The organism is Coleofasciculus sp. FACHB-1120, assembly GCF_014698845.1.
In the GTDB taxonomy this organism is placed as follows: domain Bacteria; phylum Cyanobacteriota; class Cyanobacteriia; order Cyanobacteriales; family FACHB-T130; genus FACHB-T130.
Map to the genome: position 1 here is coordinate 1 of NZ_JACJTV010000019.1, position 16027 is coordinate 16027.

The window sequence follows — 16027 nt, forward strand, 5'->3', positions numbered from 1 at the left end:
TTGAAAAGTCGAATTCGCAAGCAACGACGCAATACGACAAGTTTGCGCGAAGCAATCGAGGTTGTCCTACAGCAAGCTGTGTCCTAACTTGTATGGCGATAGCTATAGATGGCAACAGAGCGATCGCTTTCTCCATTCCGAGCATGAGATTACCGAAATTTAGCAAGCTGGGTTTCGTTTTTCAACCTAGCCTCTGAATACTTAGATACTTTAGAAATTGAGGCTGCACAGCTAATTATGAATGAGATCAAAGAATAAATACTGTTTTAAGAGTCTTGATTTTGGCAGTATCAATAGCACATTCGAGTTTTGAGATAGGATTTAAGCTTTTCCACTTACCTTTACTCGCAGCAAAAATAACATCGGCTGCTTTTTCCACATCAACTTCTTCAAACCCACCGATTTTGTTAGTTGATAAATAGCTTATACGGCTAAAAATATCCTCTCTTGATGCCTGTTTAATACTGATAACCTCTGGCGGCGGCATTGGCGGCGTTGGCGGCGATAGAAAAAATACTTTAGCAAGAGCATCCAATTTTTTGCCTTTAGTAATTCCACATTTCAAAGTGGTGATAGGGCTAAAGCCTGACCAATTTTTCCTATCAGCTGCTGCAATTCGATTAGCAGCTACAATCGCATCTACTCCTTTTAATGCACCATCTGGTTCTGCAATTAAGTATCTAAGTGCAGCTAAAATGGTATCTCTTGATGCTGTACTCAGATTTACTTTAGGGGTAACTTCTCTCGCTAAAATTCTTGCTTGCTCAATACTTTTAGGTTCTGGTTGAATTACAATGCACCAGACTCTTTCCAATTCAGCTTGTTGAGCAACTGCATAAACAAAATGATTGGTAACAACTTGATACTGATAATCACCTATTTCTTTAACAAGAATAGGAATCCAATTACGCCCATTTGATTGTAATACTGCATCTGCTGCGGCAGTAATGATAAATTCTGATGCTGAAAATTGCTCTCCAGGCTCAATATCAGCTAATGGCAAGTGCATAAGCTTACCAATATTATCAAAATCAACCATACAAAAAATACTCCTTAGCTAAGCCGAGATAATATTCAGCAACGTTCTTGTTTTTTAAAACTGCTGGGACACGAGCGAAGGCAGCACTGGAAACAACTGCGTATTCTGGAATACTGAATATAGTTGTATCCCAGTTCCCTTTTTTAGCTCTAGGATAATAGTAGGGCAGTAATTCAGGATCTACCATAGCTGGTTGACCATTATTAATAGATTTTTTAGTCAAAATATTTTTAATTTCCAAGTGTGTCCTTTGGATTGAAGCCTCAGTTTGCTTGTGTTCATTGAAGAAGATTGGTAAAGCAGTTGGACTACTGTCATTTCTAAGTCTTTGCACTTCTGGAATGAACTGCTTAATTACTTTAAGTACATTTTTTATAGATGCAAAGTTAGTGTGCTTTGTCGGGATAAGCACTACATCTGAAGCGCGAACACAGCTTTTACTAAAAAAGGTCCAGTTGGTTGGCGCATCAATCAATATGTAATCATAATCTTTAACAAAAATCCGAAGTAAGTCTTGTAATCTCCCTGAACCTTTTTGAATTTTTGCTTCATAGTCATGATCCATGTAGTTTTCCAGTTTTAAATCTGAAGGAATAACATCGAATAACTTTATTTTTTTTCCACTTTTATCAGGAAGCTCAAATGGTTGAATTGTAGCGCGAATATCCAATGCTCTATTAATCAGACAATCCGAAAGTTTAACAGAGGTTTCTTTGATCTCAAGTAATTCAGTTAAATCTCTTTGTTGTGGATCGAAATCAACTACAAGAACTTTTTTACCTTGTTTCCATAAAGTAGCCGCTAAATTGATAGTTGTTGTAGTTTTACCTACACCTCCTTTATCGTTGTACAGGCAAATATTTAAAGCTTTTGGCGGATTATCAATCAAATGTTTAATGTCAGCAATTACATTACTAATATTATTATGATCGATTAAAATGTTGGGGGTTGCTGGAATTACTACCTTTCCATGCCTTCGGAATAGTTGGATATGGGTTGAATTAGTAATAATGCCCCACTGAACGGTTTTACACTTAGGAGCAAGAAGATATCTTTTAATCTGTTCCTTAGTATCTAAGTATTGGCGAGTATTTAATGATAAGTTTATTGGAACACCAGCATCTGTTGCGCGTCCCTTCACTTCAACCAGTAGGTAAGGATTAGTTTTAGAAATTAAAAAAATATCACCGTCATTGTTTTTACGAACTGCGAAATCTACCTTGTCAGCACCTTTACCTGTCCCAAACTGGGGAAATCGCTCTTGATTATTAAATCCGAGCGCTTCTAAAAGGGGTACTACAAATTGATGACTTACAATAGGCTCATGCGCTTTGGCTGGAATAGAGCCTAAAATATTATTCCAATTTAAACTTGTATTTAACATTAAGTAATACCTAAGCGGAAAGAAAAAGCCTTTTTCTTTCTCAATGTAATCACGTTTGTTAATGAGTGTACCTCCGTATTTGTACGCATAAAATTCTTTTTAACTTAACAGCAGAGTTATAAGTTAAGCGATTTCACGATTAATTTAAAATCTGCACTGAGGCGCGATCGCATCCCCACACACCCAACAGCGCAGCACTTTGAGCTATTCTGGTCAACAGCAGCAAGAAGAGATAATCCATAATGCAGCCAGCTTTGCACATCAGCACCAAAGTCTTACCAGGCAACAAAATCGAAATTTCAACCCCTGACTTGCCAGTGGGTGATGCTGTAGAAGTGTTCGTCATTCTACCAGAAACCCCTATCTCCAGTCGCCGTTCTGCAATAGACTTACTTGATGAATTACCAGGTCAAAGACTATTCAAAACGACCCAGGAAGCAGACCAGTATATTGAGGAGGAGCGCAATGCGTGGGAACCCTGACAATTCCATCATCTAGCCTAGTTTATGCAGACACTCAGATTTTTATCTACAGTGTTGAAAAGCATCCGATTTATTGGTCAATCTTGCGACCATTGTGGTTGCAGTCTCGAACTGGCGACATTGAAATTGTTAGCAGTGAACTAACATTACTGGAAACATTGGTTGCCCCTATAAAGAATGCTGATTCTCTTCTAGTGAATGCTTATGAAACGCTACTTTCGTCTACAGAAATTCGACTGATTCCTCTTACGAAAGCGATTCTCAGGGATGCTGCACATCTGCGTGCTACTACAAATCTTAGAACACCAGATGCTCTTCATGCTGCCACTGCTCTTGCTACAAGTTGCAGCATTTTTCTGACGAATGATAGCGGTTTCCGTCGTGTTGCTGGTCTACCTGTAGTTCTCCTTAGCGACATTGCAGCAACTTGAATCAAGTAAATCGATTGAGTATAGCAATAGAGCAATCACATCCTCTCCCCAAAAGCGCCATCGCAAAATTTATTTCCCTGCCTACGATGATTTATCTAATGGTCCCAGATCATTAGGCAAATCATTAATCGACCACTGTAATATCCGACAGAGTGCTTTTACCTGTGGCAACGTGAGTCTAGCTTCCTGGTAACGTCCAGTCTCCCAGTTGCTCACCGTCTGAACGGACACATCAACAGCCACGGCAACATCCCTCTGAGTTAGATTCAACTCTTCTCTGCGTTTCTTTAACGGGGACTCCTGCTCTAGCTCTAGCTTTTCCGTCATTTTGGCATTCTATATAATTACCTTGTATAAGCTGCTTGACAAACAAACTATAAGCGGCTTATATTGGAATGAAGAACAAAAGGATAGGCAACCGAAAAGCCGCCTAAATGCCTTCTTTGATGCCTGCCCTGTCCTCAGTGTCTTATATAACTGTCATTCCACCAAGAACTGACACGCGATCGCATGATCGCTATCTTTGCCTGGGGTGGTTAGCGACACCCTCGTAAATATCCATTCAAAACCCATAACTAAGTAACTCACAGCTATGACTGGGAGAATCTTATGACGTATTACGCCAAACTCCATCCTTGGTGCATCATCCGTTCGCTTCCGAATATGCGATCTCTGATTATCGCCCGTTTTCGTCGCAGCGATGCCGAAGCGCATCTGCAAATTCTCAAAGCGAATACTCCAAACGTTCCCTATTCCATCATTTTCGACACAACCCCAGAAACCAGCGACTCAATAGCCAAACCTGGAGTGAATTGATTATGACAACATTGTTTCGCCGGATTCAACCACCAAAGACATTTCGCCTCACTGTTGCACTCTTGGCGAAATACCTGAAAATACCAGAATCCTTAATTGTGCAATTCGAGTGTTGGCAAAATGTACTATTTGTACATCGCACAGATCGCGGCGGACAATTTGTGAGTTATCGTCAATTGCGACTCTGGTGGGATGCCATCGCGCTTTTATTCCAAACGTGCCACACCCCTACCGCACTCCAACAACTCGGACTTGAGATTAAAGAAGACAGCCAGAAATTCTCCGACTACTACCAAGAGATGATGGAAAACCTCCGCCAACTTTGGGTAAAACGCCGAGACTATCTGGGCAGCTTACCAGGAAAGGAAAGCGCCGCATAAAGTCAGTAAAATTGTACCTTTGGAGAAGCGCGAGAGCGAAGCTTATGCAGCCTTACCGCAAAAGCGCGATCGCTATCCCACACCCAACGGCGTAAACTGCTCTGTGCGGCTTCCGCCCAGAGACTTGCGGCGGGAGAAGGCACTGCGGGGTAGGACGCGCAACACTTCCTCAACCGTTGTGATCCCATTTGTCACCTTTTCTGCGGCTGCCATCCCGAAAGAGAAAAATTTGATTTCCCGTAGGTAGCGATTCAGCTGCGTCATCGTGCCGTCATAGATAATTTCGCGCACCGTATCATCGATGTCCAGCAACTCAACAATTGCCTCTCGCCCCAGATAGCCAGAATTGAAACACTTGGAGCAGCCCTTACCCTTTCGCCAAGTGGTTGAATTTGCTTGACTTGGCTCTAAACTCAGTACCTGCAAATCCTTCTCCGTTGGCTGATAGGGTGCTGCACAGTGAGGACAGACTCGGCGCACTAATCGCTGAGCCACAATTCCCAAGAGGGCATCACTAATTAAGCCAGGATCTGGGCCAATATCTTTGATCCGGGGAATCGCACCCGGAGCATCATTGGTGTGCAGCGTCGTAAAAACTAAGTGACCCGTTAGCGCCGCCCGAACTGCGGTTTCTGCGGTTTCGTGGTCGCGGATTTCTCCCACCATGATGATATCTGGGTCTTGGCGTAAAATTGATCTCAAGCCTGCCGCAAAGGTCATCCCCGCCGCTTCATTGACCTGGGTTTGAGTAATGCGGGGCAAAATGTACTCCACCGGGTCTTCTACCGTCACGACATTGACGTGTTCCCTGGCGACGGATTGCAGACTGGTGTACAGCGTACTGGTTTTACCGCTCCCTGTCGGGCCAGTGAGGATAATCATCCCTTGGGGCTGTTCCAACCAGGTTTTGTAGGTTTCGAGGGTTGTGGGAGTGAAACCTAAGTTTTGGATTTTAGAAAAGGGGTTTTTGCGCGGGAGTAAGCGAATCACCGCTTTTTCCCCACCCACGCAGGGAAGGGTACTGACGCGCATATCCATTCCCAGTTCTAATTCTTCGCCAGAAGCATATTTCTCTCCAATCCGTCCATCTTGAGGGCGGCGGCTTTCGGCGATGTCGATTTCAGACATAACTTTGAGGGCGACGATGACCTTGCGGCTGACATCGACTGGCAGAGTGGTAATGTCCCGCAAAACGCCATCAATGCGATAGCGGACTCTCAAGCCTTCTGGCGCGGGTTCCATGTGGATATCGCTGGCGCGGTTCCGCAATGCACCGGAAATCAGGGTTTTCAGCCGTCCAATCTGGTCAACTGCTTTCGAGAGGTATAGCTCAGTTGTTTCGCTGATGTTTTCTTGCTCTTGCTCGCCCGTGAGGGGATTCACTAAGGGAGTCGAGGAAATACGTTTGGGGTCTAGGTTTTGGGTGTGATACCAGGTGCGATAGCTCTTGTCGGCAATTGGGATAATTTTGATATCGGTTAAAGTGCGATCGCTCAGTTCTCTAATCGTCTCCACAGAAAGAGCCATCGGACTTCCCAAGTAGTAACAGTTTCGCCACAGCAGCAGCGGAACCACCGGAGGCAAAAACTTTCTATCTGGAAATTCTCGAAAAAATCGGTAACTGACTTCCCGATCCAACAGCGCTAAGTGGAGTGTTCCTTGCTCGTCTACCAGGAGTTTTAGCGCTTCTTCACAGTTAATTTCACGATTTTTCAGCCGTTGCCAAGCGGATGAAGCAGGAGAGGAGGTTTGCATTCTTGTTTCCAGCGAAAAATCAACAGCTGGGAGTTGAGACTACACCAGCCTAACTTAGGCGATCGCTCTGTGACATCAGAAGCGTAGGACAAAGTCCGAGGCTAAGCGATCGCGTTTTATGGAGGGAATGCGATCCTCATAGCCACTGAAGTTGCGGCTACAATGAGCAAACAATGAGTGGGTGAAGTAGAACAATAGACTCATGGCTAAAAGAGACCCTGCCAAGTTGAAGAAAGTGTCTGTGAGCCTTCCTTTCGGTATCGGTTCAGCTGAATGGGAAGCTGACTTGACAGAGCGCAAGGCAGCGTGGTCGCTCTACGTTGAACTCGTCACGCGCATTGCTATTCAGCCTCTGGAAGCTGACCAAGGACTGCTGCGCGAAGCATTGACATCGCTATATAGTCTATTCGGAACAACGCGCGAAATACTGAAAGAGGCTGGACCAGACGTTGGCGCTTCGCACGATTCAGTTGGGGGCATTGCGATTGCTGTACTCAATAATGGGCTTCGCCCCTTCCTTGCCAAGTGGCATCCACTTTTGCAGGCATGGGAGGCACAGCGTCCTACTCAGTTGAGTCCCAAGGAAGATGAGCAGAATTGGCCAGAGGAACATAAATTGCGTGCTGAACTAGAATCGCTTAGAAAGGAATTAGAGCAATATGCCAACGCCCTGGCAATCATCACTGGAGTAAACGACTAAAAAGAGAAACTTCTGAATGAATAATCAACCCCAGTTCGATGTATTCCTGGCTCACAATAGTCTGGATAAACCTTTAGTTAAGACCATTGCCAATAAACTTAAGCGGCGTGGTTTGAAGGTGTGGATAGATGAAGAGCAAATTCCACCAGGACGCCCCTTTCAGGATGTAATCCAACAGGCCATTCAAAACGTCAAATCTGCCGCTATCTTCATCGGTCTAACGGGATTAGGAAAGTGGCAGATACTAGAACTTCGATCACTAATCAGCCGATTCGTAGATGCAGACATCCCCGTAATTCCCGTCTTACTGCCAGGGGTTGAGAGAATTCCCGAAGACTTTCCCTTTCTTCAGCAACTAAATTGGGTGAGTTTTGGCACTGGGATAGATAATGATGAAGCGTTAGACAAGTTAGCATCGGGGATTTCCCAGCAGCAACGAATCCATCCCCATGAAATAGAACAGAAGTCTCTAGAACTTGGCACTCAAAGTGTTGCCAAGGACTTGCCTCCAGTAGGAAACAAACTTATATCTGTGCCACCTACTAAAGCCTTTGAAATATTCTTCTCATACGCTCACGAAGATGAAAAACAGCTTGTTCAACTAGAAAAGCAGCTTCGTCTTCTGGAGCGGCAGGGCGTGATTACGACATGGCATAACCGGAAAATTGGCGCTGGAAAAGAATCGAAGAATGAGAGAGACGCACACCTAAATACAGCTAGTGTAATTTTGCTGCTGGTTAGTGTAAATTTTATTAATTCGGTTGATTGCTGGAATGTTGAGGTACCACGGGCAATGCAACGCCATGAAGCCAAAGAAGCCCGTGTTATTCCTATAATTCTCGACTTTGTTGATTGGAAAAGCGCACCGTTTGGCAAGCTTAAACATCTGCCCAATGGTGACAAACCGATCAAGGGGAGAAATCGTGAGCAAGCATTTTGGAGTGTTGCTAAAGGTATTCGAGAGGCAGTTGAGGAACTGGCTGAAAACCGATAGACACATAACTGTCCTTTACTGGCACTGCGTCAGTGGGGCTAGATAAGGTCTTTGAAATTTCAAATGCGCTCAATTTAAAAGGTAAGTCATACAACGTTTAAATTAACAGATGCTGAGGTCAATGCCGTCTACTAAAGAAATCAAAGTTTTATATTGCTGCTCTGACTCAAATACAGATGAAGAAAAGCGGCAGAAACTCGAGAAGCATCTCAGTAGTTTGAAGCAGAAGGGCGTGATTACTACCTGGCACAAAGGCATGATCAGCGCGGGAAAAGATTGGGAAAGTGAGATTTATACCCAGATGGACACCGCTGATATAATTTTGCTCCTGATTAGCTCGGACTTAATATATTCGCAGGATTACTGGAACATTATGGTGAAGAGGGCTATGGAACGGCACAATGCTCGACAAGCCCGTGTTATCCCTATTCTGCTCACTACGGTCGATAATTGGCGCTCTGCGTTCGGGTTCAGCAATCTCAAAGCTTTGCCTGAAGGGTCTGAGGGTGAAAAACCTGTGACCAAGTGGGGACATCACGATCATGCTTTTGCGAATATTGCTAAAGGTATCCGGGAGGTAATAGAGGAAATTACCGCTTCTCCTTTTTCTTTAAAATCTTATCCGCAGGTTAGGACAGGCATGACTGCTATTGCAAGAACTCTTGCAAATGTACCAGATGTTAGCATTTTTCTCTTACCTAAAAAATCAAGAGCGCGTCGGCGCAATAGGGCAGGTGTGACACGTTCTCTAGCACCTTTTGTAATTGGGGCATTAGGTGGAACTATAGCAATAAGCCAACTATCCCATCTAGTAGGAAATTCTTCATTAGTACCTAATCTAACTTTAAGGTCAACGAAGAACGTAACTTCTATTGGTTGGATATGGATAGGTACTGTTAACAATAACTCAGGTAATTTGTCTGTTGGAGAGCCACTGATTGAAATCTCGTCTGGTCAGCCAGCTCCTACCGATTCCCTTGGTGTTCCATCAATAAGAGCAGTCGTGACTGTTAAGAATAAGGCTAATTTAAGAAAGGATAAATCCCAGTTTGCAGAGCAGTTAGGTCAAGTTAACCCTGGAGAAAAGCTAGTTATCCTCAAAGTAGAGCCTTTAGTAAACCATAGTTCCAATTCACCCCGTATGAAAGTGTGGGCGGAAGTCGGTAGGTGCGATCACGCTTGTGATAATTGAGAATACAGTCACTATTGAATGTTGCTTGTTGCGAGGCGCGATCGCACTGTAATGCAGGGGATGCGATCGCGAAAGCTCCAAACTTCATCCTCCGTCATTTTTTTGCTGCCCAGATTAGGAAAAGAAACAGCTAAGTAATAATAAAGGCAAGTGTTGTAAAAGCGAGTAGATAGCAATGGTAACTTCTACAGTTATCTCAAAGGAATACTCACTAGAAGATTGGATGCTCAATCCCCCAGATAATACAGAGTGGGTGGATGGAGAATTGGTGGAGAAAAACGGAGTGACACTCAAGCATAGCCGGATTCAGGGTAATGTGTACTTTTACTGGAGAAGTTACAAAAACTCCAGCGGACAAGGAGGACAAGTTTATACAGAGGTTCCTTGTCGCACTAATAAGCAAGGACGTTCTCCGGATGTTGCTTATCTGGCACCAGAACTAATTAACCAGTTTGGCGAACCTGCTGTATTTCCCCAGAGTTTTCCACTAATTGCTGAAATTGTTTCGCCTACGGATATTGCTGAAGATGTAATTGCTAAATCTCAAGAATATTTACAATCTGGTGGGGAGGAAGTTTGGCTGGTGTTTCCTGAGAATCGTTGGATTATTGTAGTTACTCAAAATCAGCGACTTGTATTTATTTCTGGTGAAGTTGCTAGCACTCAAGTTGTGCTACAAGGCTTTAGCGTGGCAGTCGATGAATTATTGGGGTGAGGTATGGATTATTTAATTTTTAAAAGTCAAAAAGTAAAAAGGGTGGGCACTGCCCACCCTTTTTAGAAGGTTAAATTAAAGGGTTAAAGATTGGGCATTGGTTTCAATCAATTTTGCCAAATCTTGCAGGAAAGCAGCGGCATCGGCACCGTAGATAATCCGGTGGTCGGCGGTAAGATTTACCTGCATCTGTCGGCGCACTCCCATCATTCCGTCTTCCGTGGCGACGACTTGAGGACGCGACGCGCCAATTGCCAAGATAGCACCTGTTCCCGGCGGCAAGATGGCATCAAACTTGTCTACCCCATACATCCCCAAATTTGAGAGGGTAAAGGTGCCAGAACTGTATTCTGCGGGTTGCAGTTGCTTGCTTCTGGAGCGTTCGACTAAATCTTTCCAAGTACGAGATAGAGAGTAAATATCCTGCTGGTCGGCATTTTGCAGAACTGGCGTAATTAAGCCGCCGCCATCCATTGCCACGGCTACGGCAACGTTAATCGCACTGTGATACTGAATTCCCTGGTCTGAGAAGCTGGCATTCACCAAAGGATGTTTTTGCAAGGTTACGGCTACTGCTTTGGCAAGTAGCCCGGTCATGGTGACACCTTTGGATTTAATCTGCTTGTAGAGCTTATCTAGATTATCCGTGGTGATGGTATAACCGACGCGGAAGGTAGGCACTTGCAGGCTTGCCATCATATTCCGCACCACAGCGTTTTGCAGCGTGTTGAAGGGGACAACGCTACCGGGAACGGCAACGGCGGGTACGGTGGCTGCGGCGGCGGGTTTAACGGCGGGTGCGGCTGACGGGGCTGCAACGGGTGCTGGTGGCGGGGAAGCTACGGGCGTCATTGTCGGTGTGGCAGTTGTCCCGACGGGTTGTTTACCCTTATTCGCCAATGCTTCTACATCTTCTGCGACAATCCGACCGTGGGGGCCACTGCCTTGCAGGGTACTCAAATCGACGCCTAGCTCTTTGGCTAACTTCCGGGCGCGGGGGGAGACAATGCTGCGTCCATTGCGACGGGCGGCGGCTGGTGTCGTTTCTACGGGGGCTGGGGCTGCGGGGGCTGGGGTTGCGGTGGGTTGGGCGGGAGCGGATTCGTTTACCGATTGCGTTGCGGGGGCGGAACCAGGAGCCTGTTGCTTAGCTGTTTCGATTTCGGCTTCGGTTTCGGCGACGAGCGCGATCGCAGCCCCGACCGGAGCTGCTTCACCGGCAGGTACGATAATGGTGGCGAGATATCCTTCGTAGAAGGACTCCACATCCATATCAGCTTTGTCCGACTCGACAACCACCACGGTTTCGCCTTTTTCCACTTTGTCGCCGGGAGATTTGACCCAGGAGACAATTTTGCCTTCGGTCATGGTGGAACTAAGGGCGGGCATGAAAACTTCGTGAATCATGGGGTGTCTTCCGAATCGACAGTCTATATAAACAAGATTAAAGCCAGATTGAATTGTATCTTGACCGATGGTCATTACAACTATCCGACTCTACAACAGTCTATTGAGTTTGTATCCTTCAACGCCGAATTCTCCGGACGCTGGGGCGGCTGGATAGAATTGGATAGAGAAAACTAATTCAAACTCTCTATTATAACGATGTCTGGCAAGTTTAAATCCCTTTTGGTGTTAGTCGGTATGGCACTGGGCTTGAGTGCTTGCAGCGTCGGCGAAAGCACTCAATCAACTCCCATCCCTGCCAGCAGTCCGAGTGTTGAGCAATCCTCCCAACAGGTGAGCCAAAATGCACTTAAGAATACACCTGTTGCAGGGACTGAGCGAACTAAGTATAAACCGATACAGCTACAAGAGATAAAGTCTGCTAACTCCTTGAAGGGAACTGACCCGAAAGCGATCGCAATTGCTCACTTCGGTCAAACTGAATCCGAGGGGGGGACGCGGGAAGTTACGCTTGAGTATCCGCAACAAAATCTAGCGGTTGTAACGATTACCCAAACCGGCGTTGCAGATGACTCTGTCGGTGCTATCAGGCATCGCGTTGAATTAGTGCCGACCTCCCCATCAGCTCAAACAGCCAAGGAATGGAAACTTGCATGGGCTGGTTCCCAAGTCAAGTGCCATGTGGGGCGAGGTCATCAAGATTGGTCAACTCAAAATTGTCAGTAGATGCCCCAATAACGGCTAATGGCTAATGGCAATCTCCGAATTACCCATTAGCCATTAACGATTCGTATTAAATTTCCCCGCGAATTTCTTCCACAATTCCATCGCGCAGGAGAATTTCCACCTGCATTTTTTGAATCAGATTATCTCCCGGCTCTACTTTAAAAAAGCCTTCAATCTGACCGTGATTCACTTCGTCATTGAGTTCTATCAGCTGCACTTGTTGCAACTGTTGCAGAAGTTGATTTTTCTGCTCAAGCAGTTCGCTTTTCTTTTGATTAACCTGGATTTGGATATTGTCAATTTGTTGCATCACTTGCGGGCCAGGGGGTTGCAGATTCTGCTTTTGAATTTCTGAGATTGCCCGCTGTCCTTGCATTTCAAGCTGTTGCAACTGAGAGTCAAGCTGGTTAATTTGCGCCTGGAGTTGCTGCTGTGCTTCCTCTTTCCAACGAGGAGTAACAACGGCCTTGATTGTAACGGGTCGCTTTAGCAGCAGGTGTGATTGAGAAACATCCATATCCGTTTTGCTTGGAAAAATTAAAGAGTAAAGGTTTGTAGGAAAGGCGCTCAGGATGAGGGCTAAAGGATGAAGGCGGTGTGTGTAGTTCGCACTACACTTCATCCTTCAGGCTTTTTTCCAACTTTCCGACCAAATCAGGCAAACATCCCGTCGATCATATCGCGGTAGCGTTCCATTACGACAGGTCTGCGGATTTTCAACGTCTGGGTCATCATGCCATTTTCAATGGAGAACGGCTCCAGAATTAGCTTGAACAGACTTATCCGGTCATCTGGGCGATAACCAGGGCGATTTTGCACCTCCCGGTTTAATTCTTTCTTGAATAATTCCTGAACAATCTTACTATTCAGGTCAATTTCTTGAGTGGATGCAGTAGGGAGATTGCTGGGTGAGGAAGTTTCCTCTGGGAGGCGCAAGTACAGATTGTTGTCTGCTGCCCACTTTTGCAAAGCTTCCAGATTGGGGACAATTAAAGCACCAAGCGATCGCTCATCTTGACCCACCAGCACAATTTGGTCAATATAAGGACTCCGCAGACAGGCATCTTCAATCGGCTGGGGTTCGATGTTTTCGCCGTTAGTTAAAACTATCGTATCCTTCGCCCGACCTGTCAGCACTAAGTCATTCGCCTCTGTTAGCCAACCCAAGTCGCCGCTATCAAACCAACCTTCAGCGTCAATTGCCTTGGCAGTCGCTTGGGGATTTTGATAATATCCCTGCATCACTTGCGGCCCTCGTGCTAAAACCAGACCACGACTCCCAGCCGGAAGGGGTTTGCGGGTTTCGGGGTCAACAATTTTAATTTCCGTCCCTGGCAGGAATCGCCCAGATGAACCCCGCAAATTGCACCAAGACTGACGAGCCGTTAAGACGGGGGATGTTTCTGTAAGACCATAGCCCACCAGCACCTCAAGTCCAATAATTTCAAAGAAGTTTTCCAGGTGCATGGCGAGGGAGCCGCCGCCACTGATGACGTACTTTAATTTGCCTCCAGTAGCTTCTCGGATTTTTCCATACACTAATTTCTCGGCAAGCGCATGGGCAGGAGCCAAGGCAAGCATTTGGCTTCCAGCTAATAGCCGTTCTTGCATGGAGGGAGGTTGGGGTTGTAAGCGCAACTTGTGCCAAGTACGGCGAGCTTCAATGTAGCGCTGACTAATGCTTAGCAGATTTTTAACCAGTTTCTGCTTATTTGCCGGTTGTTCGCGAAACTGCTTCTGGACGCCTTCGTAGATAGACTCCCACAGTCGGGGAACAGCGATTAAATAGTGGGGTTGGAATTCTTTAAAGTCTTTTTTGATGTGGCGAATGCTCGTGTAAATCTGGGTGCAACCGTGGGAGAGGAAAAAGTATTCGCCAGTGCGCCCGAAGCTGTGCCAAGTCGGGAGAATCGTTAGGACAGGTTCGCCTGGTTGCGGCTGAACGATGGTTCCCAAGTTGGTAATCTGATGGAGCAGGTTGCCATGCGTCAGCATCACGCCTTTGGGCTTGCCTGTCGTACCAGAAGTATAAATGAGCGTCGCCAGCATTTCTCGGGTTTGCTTCACCGGCTGCAAGGATTGATTTTCCCCTGCTGCCATGACTCCAGAGAAGTTCAGCATTTTCAGGGTGGATTCTTCGGGCGGTTCTTCATCGGAGAGCAAGACGACTAGCTGAATTGGGAGGTCGTTGAGGCGTTCCCTGAGTTTTTTCAGCGTCTTCAGGTCTTCTACTACTAAAGTAGTGCTGCCGCTATCTGCCAGTATAAATAGTAACTCTTCCCGCTCTGCCTGAGAACTACGGACGATATCAACTGCCCCGGCGGTCATCGCCCCTTGGTCGGCAATAAACCAGCGCGGACTATTATCAGCAATCAGGGCAAGGCGTGATTCTGGCTGTACTCCTAATGCCTGCAACCCAGCGGCAAACTGTTGAATTTGCTGAGCTAGTTCGGTGTAATTTATAACTACTTCTGGTTGAGCGTGGGGGTCGTGGAGGGCAATGGTATTACCAAAGTGCGATCGCGCCAGCTGCCAGATAGCCGGTAGAGATTCCACCGAACTGTAATCTACCATGCGGCTAAGGTTAGCACGGTCTCGCTCGCTGAGTGGGAAGGAACTAGGGGCTTTTGACATATTCTATTAATCGCTGCAATCGTTAATCAGCTCTTTTTCCAAAATACTCCTCTGTTGCTTCAATAATAGGTTTTAGGGACAGATATTGATTGTGTCTATGTGATCTGTGGAGAGCGATCGCATTTGATTATTTGTAATAATTGATACTTGACTATTGCTATTTGGCAGTATATTCTTAGACAATGGGAATCCGTGCGCCCAAAAAAAACTGAAAGAGGCACACCCATAAATTTTTTTAAATGCAATACCTCAATACGATGAGGCGATCGTACTTACTCTCTATTAGATACGAGAAGCGATCGCATCTAAATACGGCTTAGCGAAAGAATGCGATTGCTCTAATCAGGTAAGTAGCTAGAATTAAGGGTTTCTTCGGGAGTAAAGGGAGGTTCAACCGGAAATGCATTAATTTCCAGTCTCGTTTCAGCAGCCGCTAATTCCCTTGCATCCTGATAGCACTCGTTAAATATCTCAGTAAAGTACGGTTGCAAGCTTGGACTTTCTTTGAACGCTTTTTTGAGTCTCTGGCGATGCTCAACGATACTTGCTAGCCAACTGTTCGAGCGTTTCTCTGATTGATAACTATATTTGAGGAGATGTATTAATAAAATCTTGAGGTTGCTGTAAACTGCGCGTTTCTCACTCCTTCCCATATCTTCAATTTCTTCTAGCAAGTTAGCGACATCAAGCGCCGAGAGTTGTCCTTCTTGCAAGAGGCTAGCGGTTGTTTCCAACCACAGATAATAGTCTTGTTCATATAGGTTGGAGAGATTGTTAGCAGTTATCGGTGCGGGTACTTCTTCAGGTAGCCTCACGTCATCTGGAGTAACCCACCCTAATAACTCTAATGCTTGAGCAACCTCTGGAAGCATCTCCCACAAAAAACCCTCCGGGGTTTCATATCCGACAGACCAAACAGTCCACCATCGGTAAGTACCATCTCTGCGTTTATCTGGCTTGAATCCAATTTCTTCACAGAACCAGCGTCCTAGCTTACCGTACTGGGAATTCACAAATCGGTAGCCACCGTTTACACCTGCTCTTTCTGCGAGTTGTGGGGCTGTAACTTTATGGTTAGGAGCGTGATACTGCTCTTGGAGCAATCGAAGCTGTGTTTCGCTCATGCGCGAACGAATTGCAGACAATCCCGCCACATACTCAGCAGTGACGGGTTTCTCTCTTAGGTTATAGATATAAACCATTACTACCTAAATAGTTATTAAGGCGAACATCAGAGTTGAAAAGGCTTATTTTTAATTTTATCCTGCACTCAACGGTCTGACAACTCACTAACTAACTGCATTTTTAAATAGAATTAATGAGCCAGGATGCTTCTGGATTCTCAATACTGGCTCATAACTCCTTCAGCAAT

The 16027-nt window shown here is 45.6% G+C and carries 19 protein-coding genes; 9 read left to right on the plus strand and 10 right to left on the minus strand.

The features are described 5' to 3' along the window. Positions 1-247 precede the first annotated feature (247 nt). Positions 248-1039 (minus strand): hypothetical protein, encoded by a 792-nt coding sequence (locus H6H02_RS16905; protein ID WP_190819833.1) that lies wholly within the window; start codon positions 1037-1039, stop codon positions 248-250. Further along, positions 1032-2423: a ParA family protein gene (locus H6H02_RS16910; protein WP_190819835.1), complete on the minus strand. Its 1392-nt coding sequence runs from the start codon at positions 2421-2423 to the stop codon at positions 1032-1034. Before H6H02_RS16910 ends, H6H02_RS16905 begins: the two co-directional genes overlap by 8 nt. Before the next feature lie 242 nt (positions 2424-2665). Here H6H02_RS16910 and H6H02_RS16915 point away from each other — a divergent pair, with 242 nt between their 5' ends. Further along, the gene (locus H6H02_RS16915) at positions 2666-2905 is read left to right on the plus strand and encodes a hypothetical protein (RefSeq protein ID WP_190819836.1); all 240 of its coding nucleotides are present in this window, start codon (positions 2666-2668) and stop codon (positions 2903-2905) included. Continuing rightward, positions 2893-3336 carry a PIN domain-containing protein gene (locus H6H02_RS16920; RefSeq protein ID WP_190819838.1) on the plus strand — a complete coding sequence of 148 codons (444 nt, stop codon included), beginning with the start codon at positions 2893-2895 and terminating at the stop codon, positions 3334-3336. Before H6H02_RS16915 ends, H6H02_RS16920 begins: the two co-directional genes overlap by 13 nt. Before the next feature lie 81 nt (positions 3337-3417). Here the strand turns inward: H6H02_RS16920 and H6H02_RS16925 are convergent, their stop codons facing one another. Further along, complete coding sequence (locus H6H02_RS16925) at positions 3418-3663, minus strand: helix-turn-helix transcriptional regulator (RefSeq protein ID WP_190819840.1); 246 nt, start codon at positions 3661-3663, stop codon at positions 3418-3420. A gap of 282 nt (positions 3664-3945) precedes the next feature. On the opposite strand from H6H02_RS16925, the gene H6H02_RS16930 reads away from it, so the two are divergent. Then, a complete protein-coding gene (locus tag H6H02_RS16930) occupies positions 3946-4152 on the plus strand; it encodes a hypothetical protein (protein WP_190819842.1) in 207 nt (68 codons plus the stop codon). 2 nt (positions 4153-4154) lie between these two features. Continuing rightward, positions 4155-4532, plus strand: coding sequence for a hypothetical protein (locus tag H6H02_RS16935; RefSeq protein ID WP_199329285.1), 378 nt, complete (start codon positions 4155-4157; stop codon positions 4530-4532). A gap of 72 nt (positions 4533-4604) precedes the next feature. Here H6H02_RS16935 and H6H02_RS16940 read toward each other — a convergent pair whose 3' ends face one another. Together H6H02_RS16940 and H6H02_RS27680 are read right to left on the minus strand one after the other, a co-directional pair. Continuing rightward, complete coding sequence (locus H6H02_RS16940) at positions 4605-6287, minus strand: GspE/PulE family protein (RefSeq protein WP_190819844.1); 1683 nt, start codon at positions 6285-6287, stop codon at positions 4605-4607. A 75-nt stretch (positions 6288-6362) separates the two neighbouring features. Then, the gene (locus tag H6H02_RS27680) at positions 6363-6491 is read right to left on the minus strand and encodes a hypothetical protein (RefSeq protein WP_277922564.1); all 129 of its coding nucleotides are present in this window, start codon (positions 6489-6491) and stop codon (positions 6363-6365) included. On the opposite strand from H6H02_RS27680, the gene H6H02_RS16945 reads away from it, so the two are divergent. The 3 genes from H6H02_RS16945 to H6H02_RS16960 all read left to right on the plus strand — a co-directional run bounded on the left by H6H02_RS16945 (position 6490) and on the right by H6H02_RS16960 (position 9173). Next, positions 6490-6987 carry a hypothetical protein gene (locus tag H6H02_RS16945; RefSeq protein WP_190819846.1) on the plus strand — a complete coding sequence of 166 codons (498 nt, stop codon included), beginning with the start codon at positions 6490-6492 and terminating at the stop codon, positions 6985-6987. The genes H6H02_RS27680 and H6H02_RS16945 overlap by 2 nt on opposite strands. Before the next feature lie 16 nt (positions 6988-7003). Continuing rightward, positions 7004-7981 carry a toll/interleukin-1 receptor domain-containing protein gene (locus tag H6H02_RS26740; RefSeq protein WP_199329287.1) on the plus strand — a complete coding sequence of 326 codons (978 nt, stop codon included), beginning with the start codon at positions 7004-7006 and terminating at the stop codon, positions 7979-7981. Between the two features lie 121 nt (positions 7982-8102). Continuing rightward, positions 8103-9173 (plus strand): toll/interleukin-1 receptor domain-containing protein, encoded by a 1071-nt coding sequence (locus H6H02_RS16960; RefSeq protein WP_190819848.1) that lies wholly within the window; start codon positions 8103-8105, stop codon positions 9171-9173. An 11-nt stretch (positions 9174-9184) separates the two neighbouring features. Here H6H02_RS16960 and H6H02_RS16965 read toward each other — a convergent pair whose 3' ends face one another. Continuing rightward, the gene (locus H6H02_RS16965) at positions 9185-9349 is read right to left on the minus strand and encodes a hypothetical protein (protein ID WP_190819850.1); all 165 of its coding nucleotides are present in this window, start codon (positions 9347-9349) and stop codon (positions 9185-9187) included. Between H6H02_RS16965 and H6H02_RS16970 the strand changes: the two genes are divergently transcribed. Further along, the gene (locus tag H6H02_RS16970; RefSeq protein WP_190819851.1) at positions 9349-9888 is read left to right on the plus strand and encodes a Uma2 family endonuclease; all 540 of its coding nucleotides are present in this window, start codon (positions 9349-9351) and stop codon (positions 9886-9888) included. The genes H6H02_RS16965 and H6H02_RS16970 overlap by 1 nt on opposite strands. A gap of 75 nt (positions 9889-9963) precedes the next feature. Here the strand turns inward: H6H02_RS16970 and H6H02_RS16975 are convergent, their stop codons facing one another. Then, the gene (locus H6H02_RS16975) at positions 9964-11295 is read right to left on the minus strand and encodes a dihydrolipoamide acetyltransferase family protein (RefSeq protein WP_190819853.1); all 1332 of its coding nucleotides are present in this window, start codon (positions 11293-11295) and stop codon (positions 9964-9966) included. 198 nt (positions 11296-11493) lie between these two features. On the opposite strand from H6H02_RS16975, the gene H6H02_RS16980 reads away from it, so the two are divergent. Further along, positions 11494-12021 carry a hypothetical protein gene (locus H6H02_RS16980; RefSeq protein WP_190819855.1) on the plus strand — a complete coding sequence of 176 codons (528 nt, stop codon included), beginning with the start codon at positions 11494-11496 and terminating at the stop codon, positions 12019-12021. 67 nt (positions 12022-12088) lie between these two features. On the opposite strand, the gene H6H02_RS16985 is transcribed toward H6H02_RS16980, so the two are convergent. The 3 genes from H6H02_RS16985 to H6H02_RS27925 all read right to left on the minus strand — a co-directional run bounded on the left by H6H02_RS16985 (position 12089) and on the right by H6H02_RS27925 (position 15857). Beyond that, positions 12089-12538 carry a YlqD family protein gene (locus tag H6H02_RS16985; protein ID WP_190414598.1) on the minus strand — a complete coding sequence of 150 codons (450 nt, stop codon included), beginning with the start codon at positions 12536-12538 and terminating at the stop codon, positions 12089-12091. Between the two features lie 137 nt (positions 12539-12675). Next, complete coding sequence (locus H6H02_RS16990) at positions 12676-14655, minus strand: long-chain fatty acid--CoA ligase (protein WP_190819858.1); 1980 nt, start codon at positions 14653-14655, stop codon at positions 12676-12678. Positions 14656-14993: 338 nt separating this feature from the next. Beyond that, on the minus strand, positions 14994-15857 hold the full coding sequence (locus H6H02_RS27925) for a DUF29 family protein (RefSeq protein ID WP_347342625.1): 864 nt from the start codon (positions 15855-15857) through the stop codon (positions 14994-14996). Between the last annotated feature and the right edge of the window lie 170 nt (positions 15858-16027).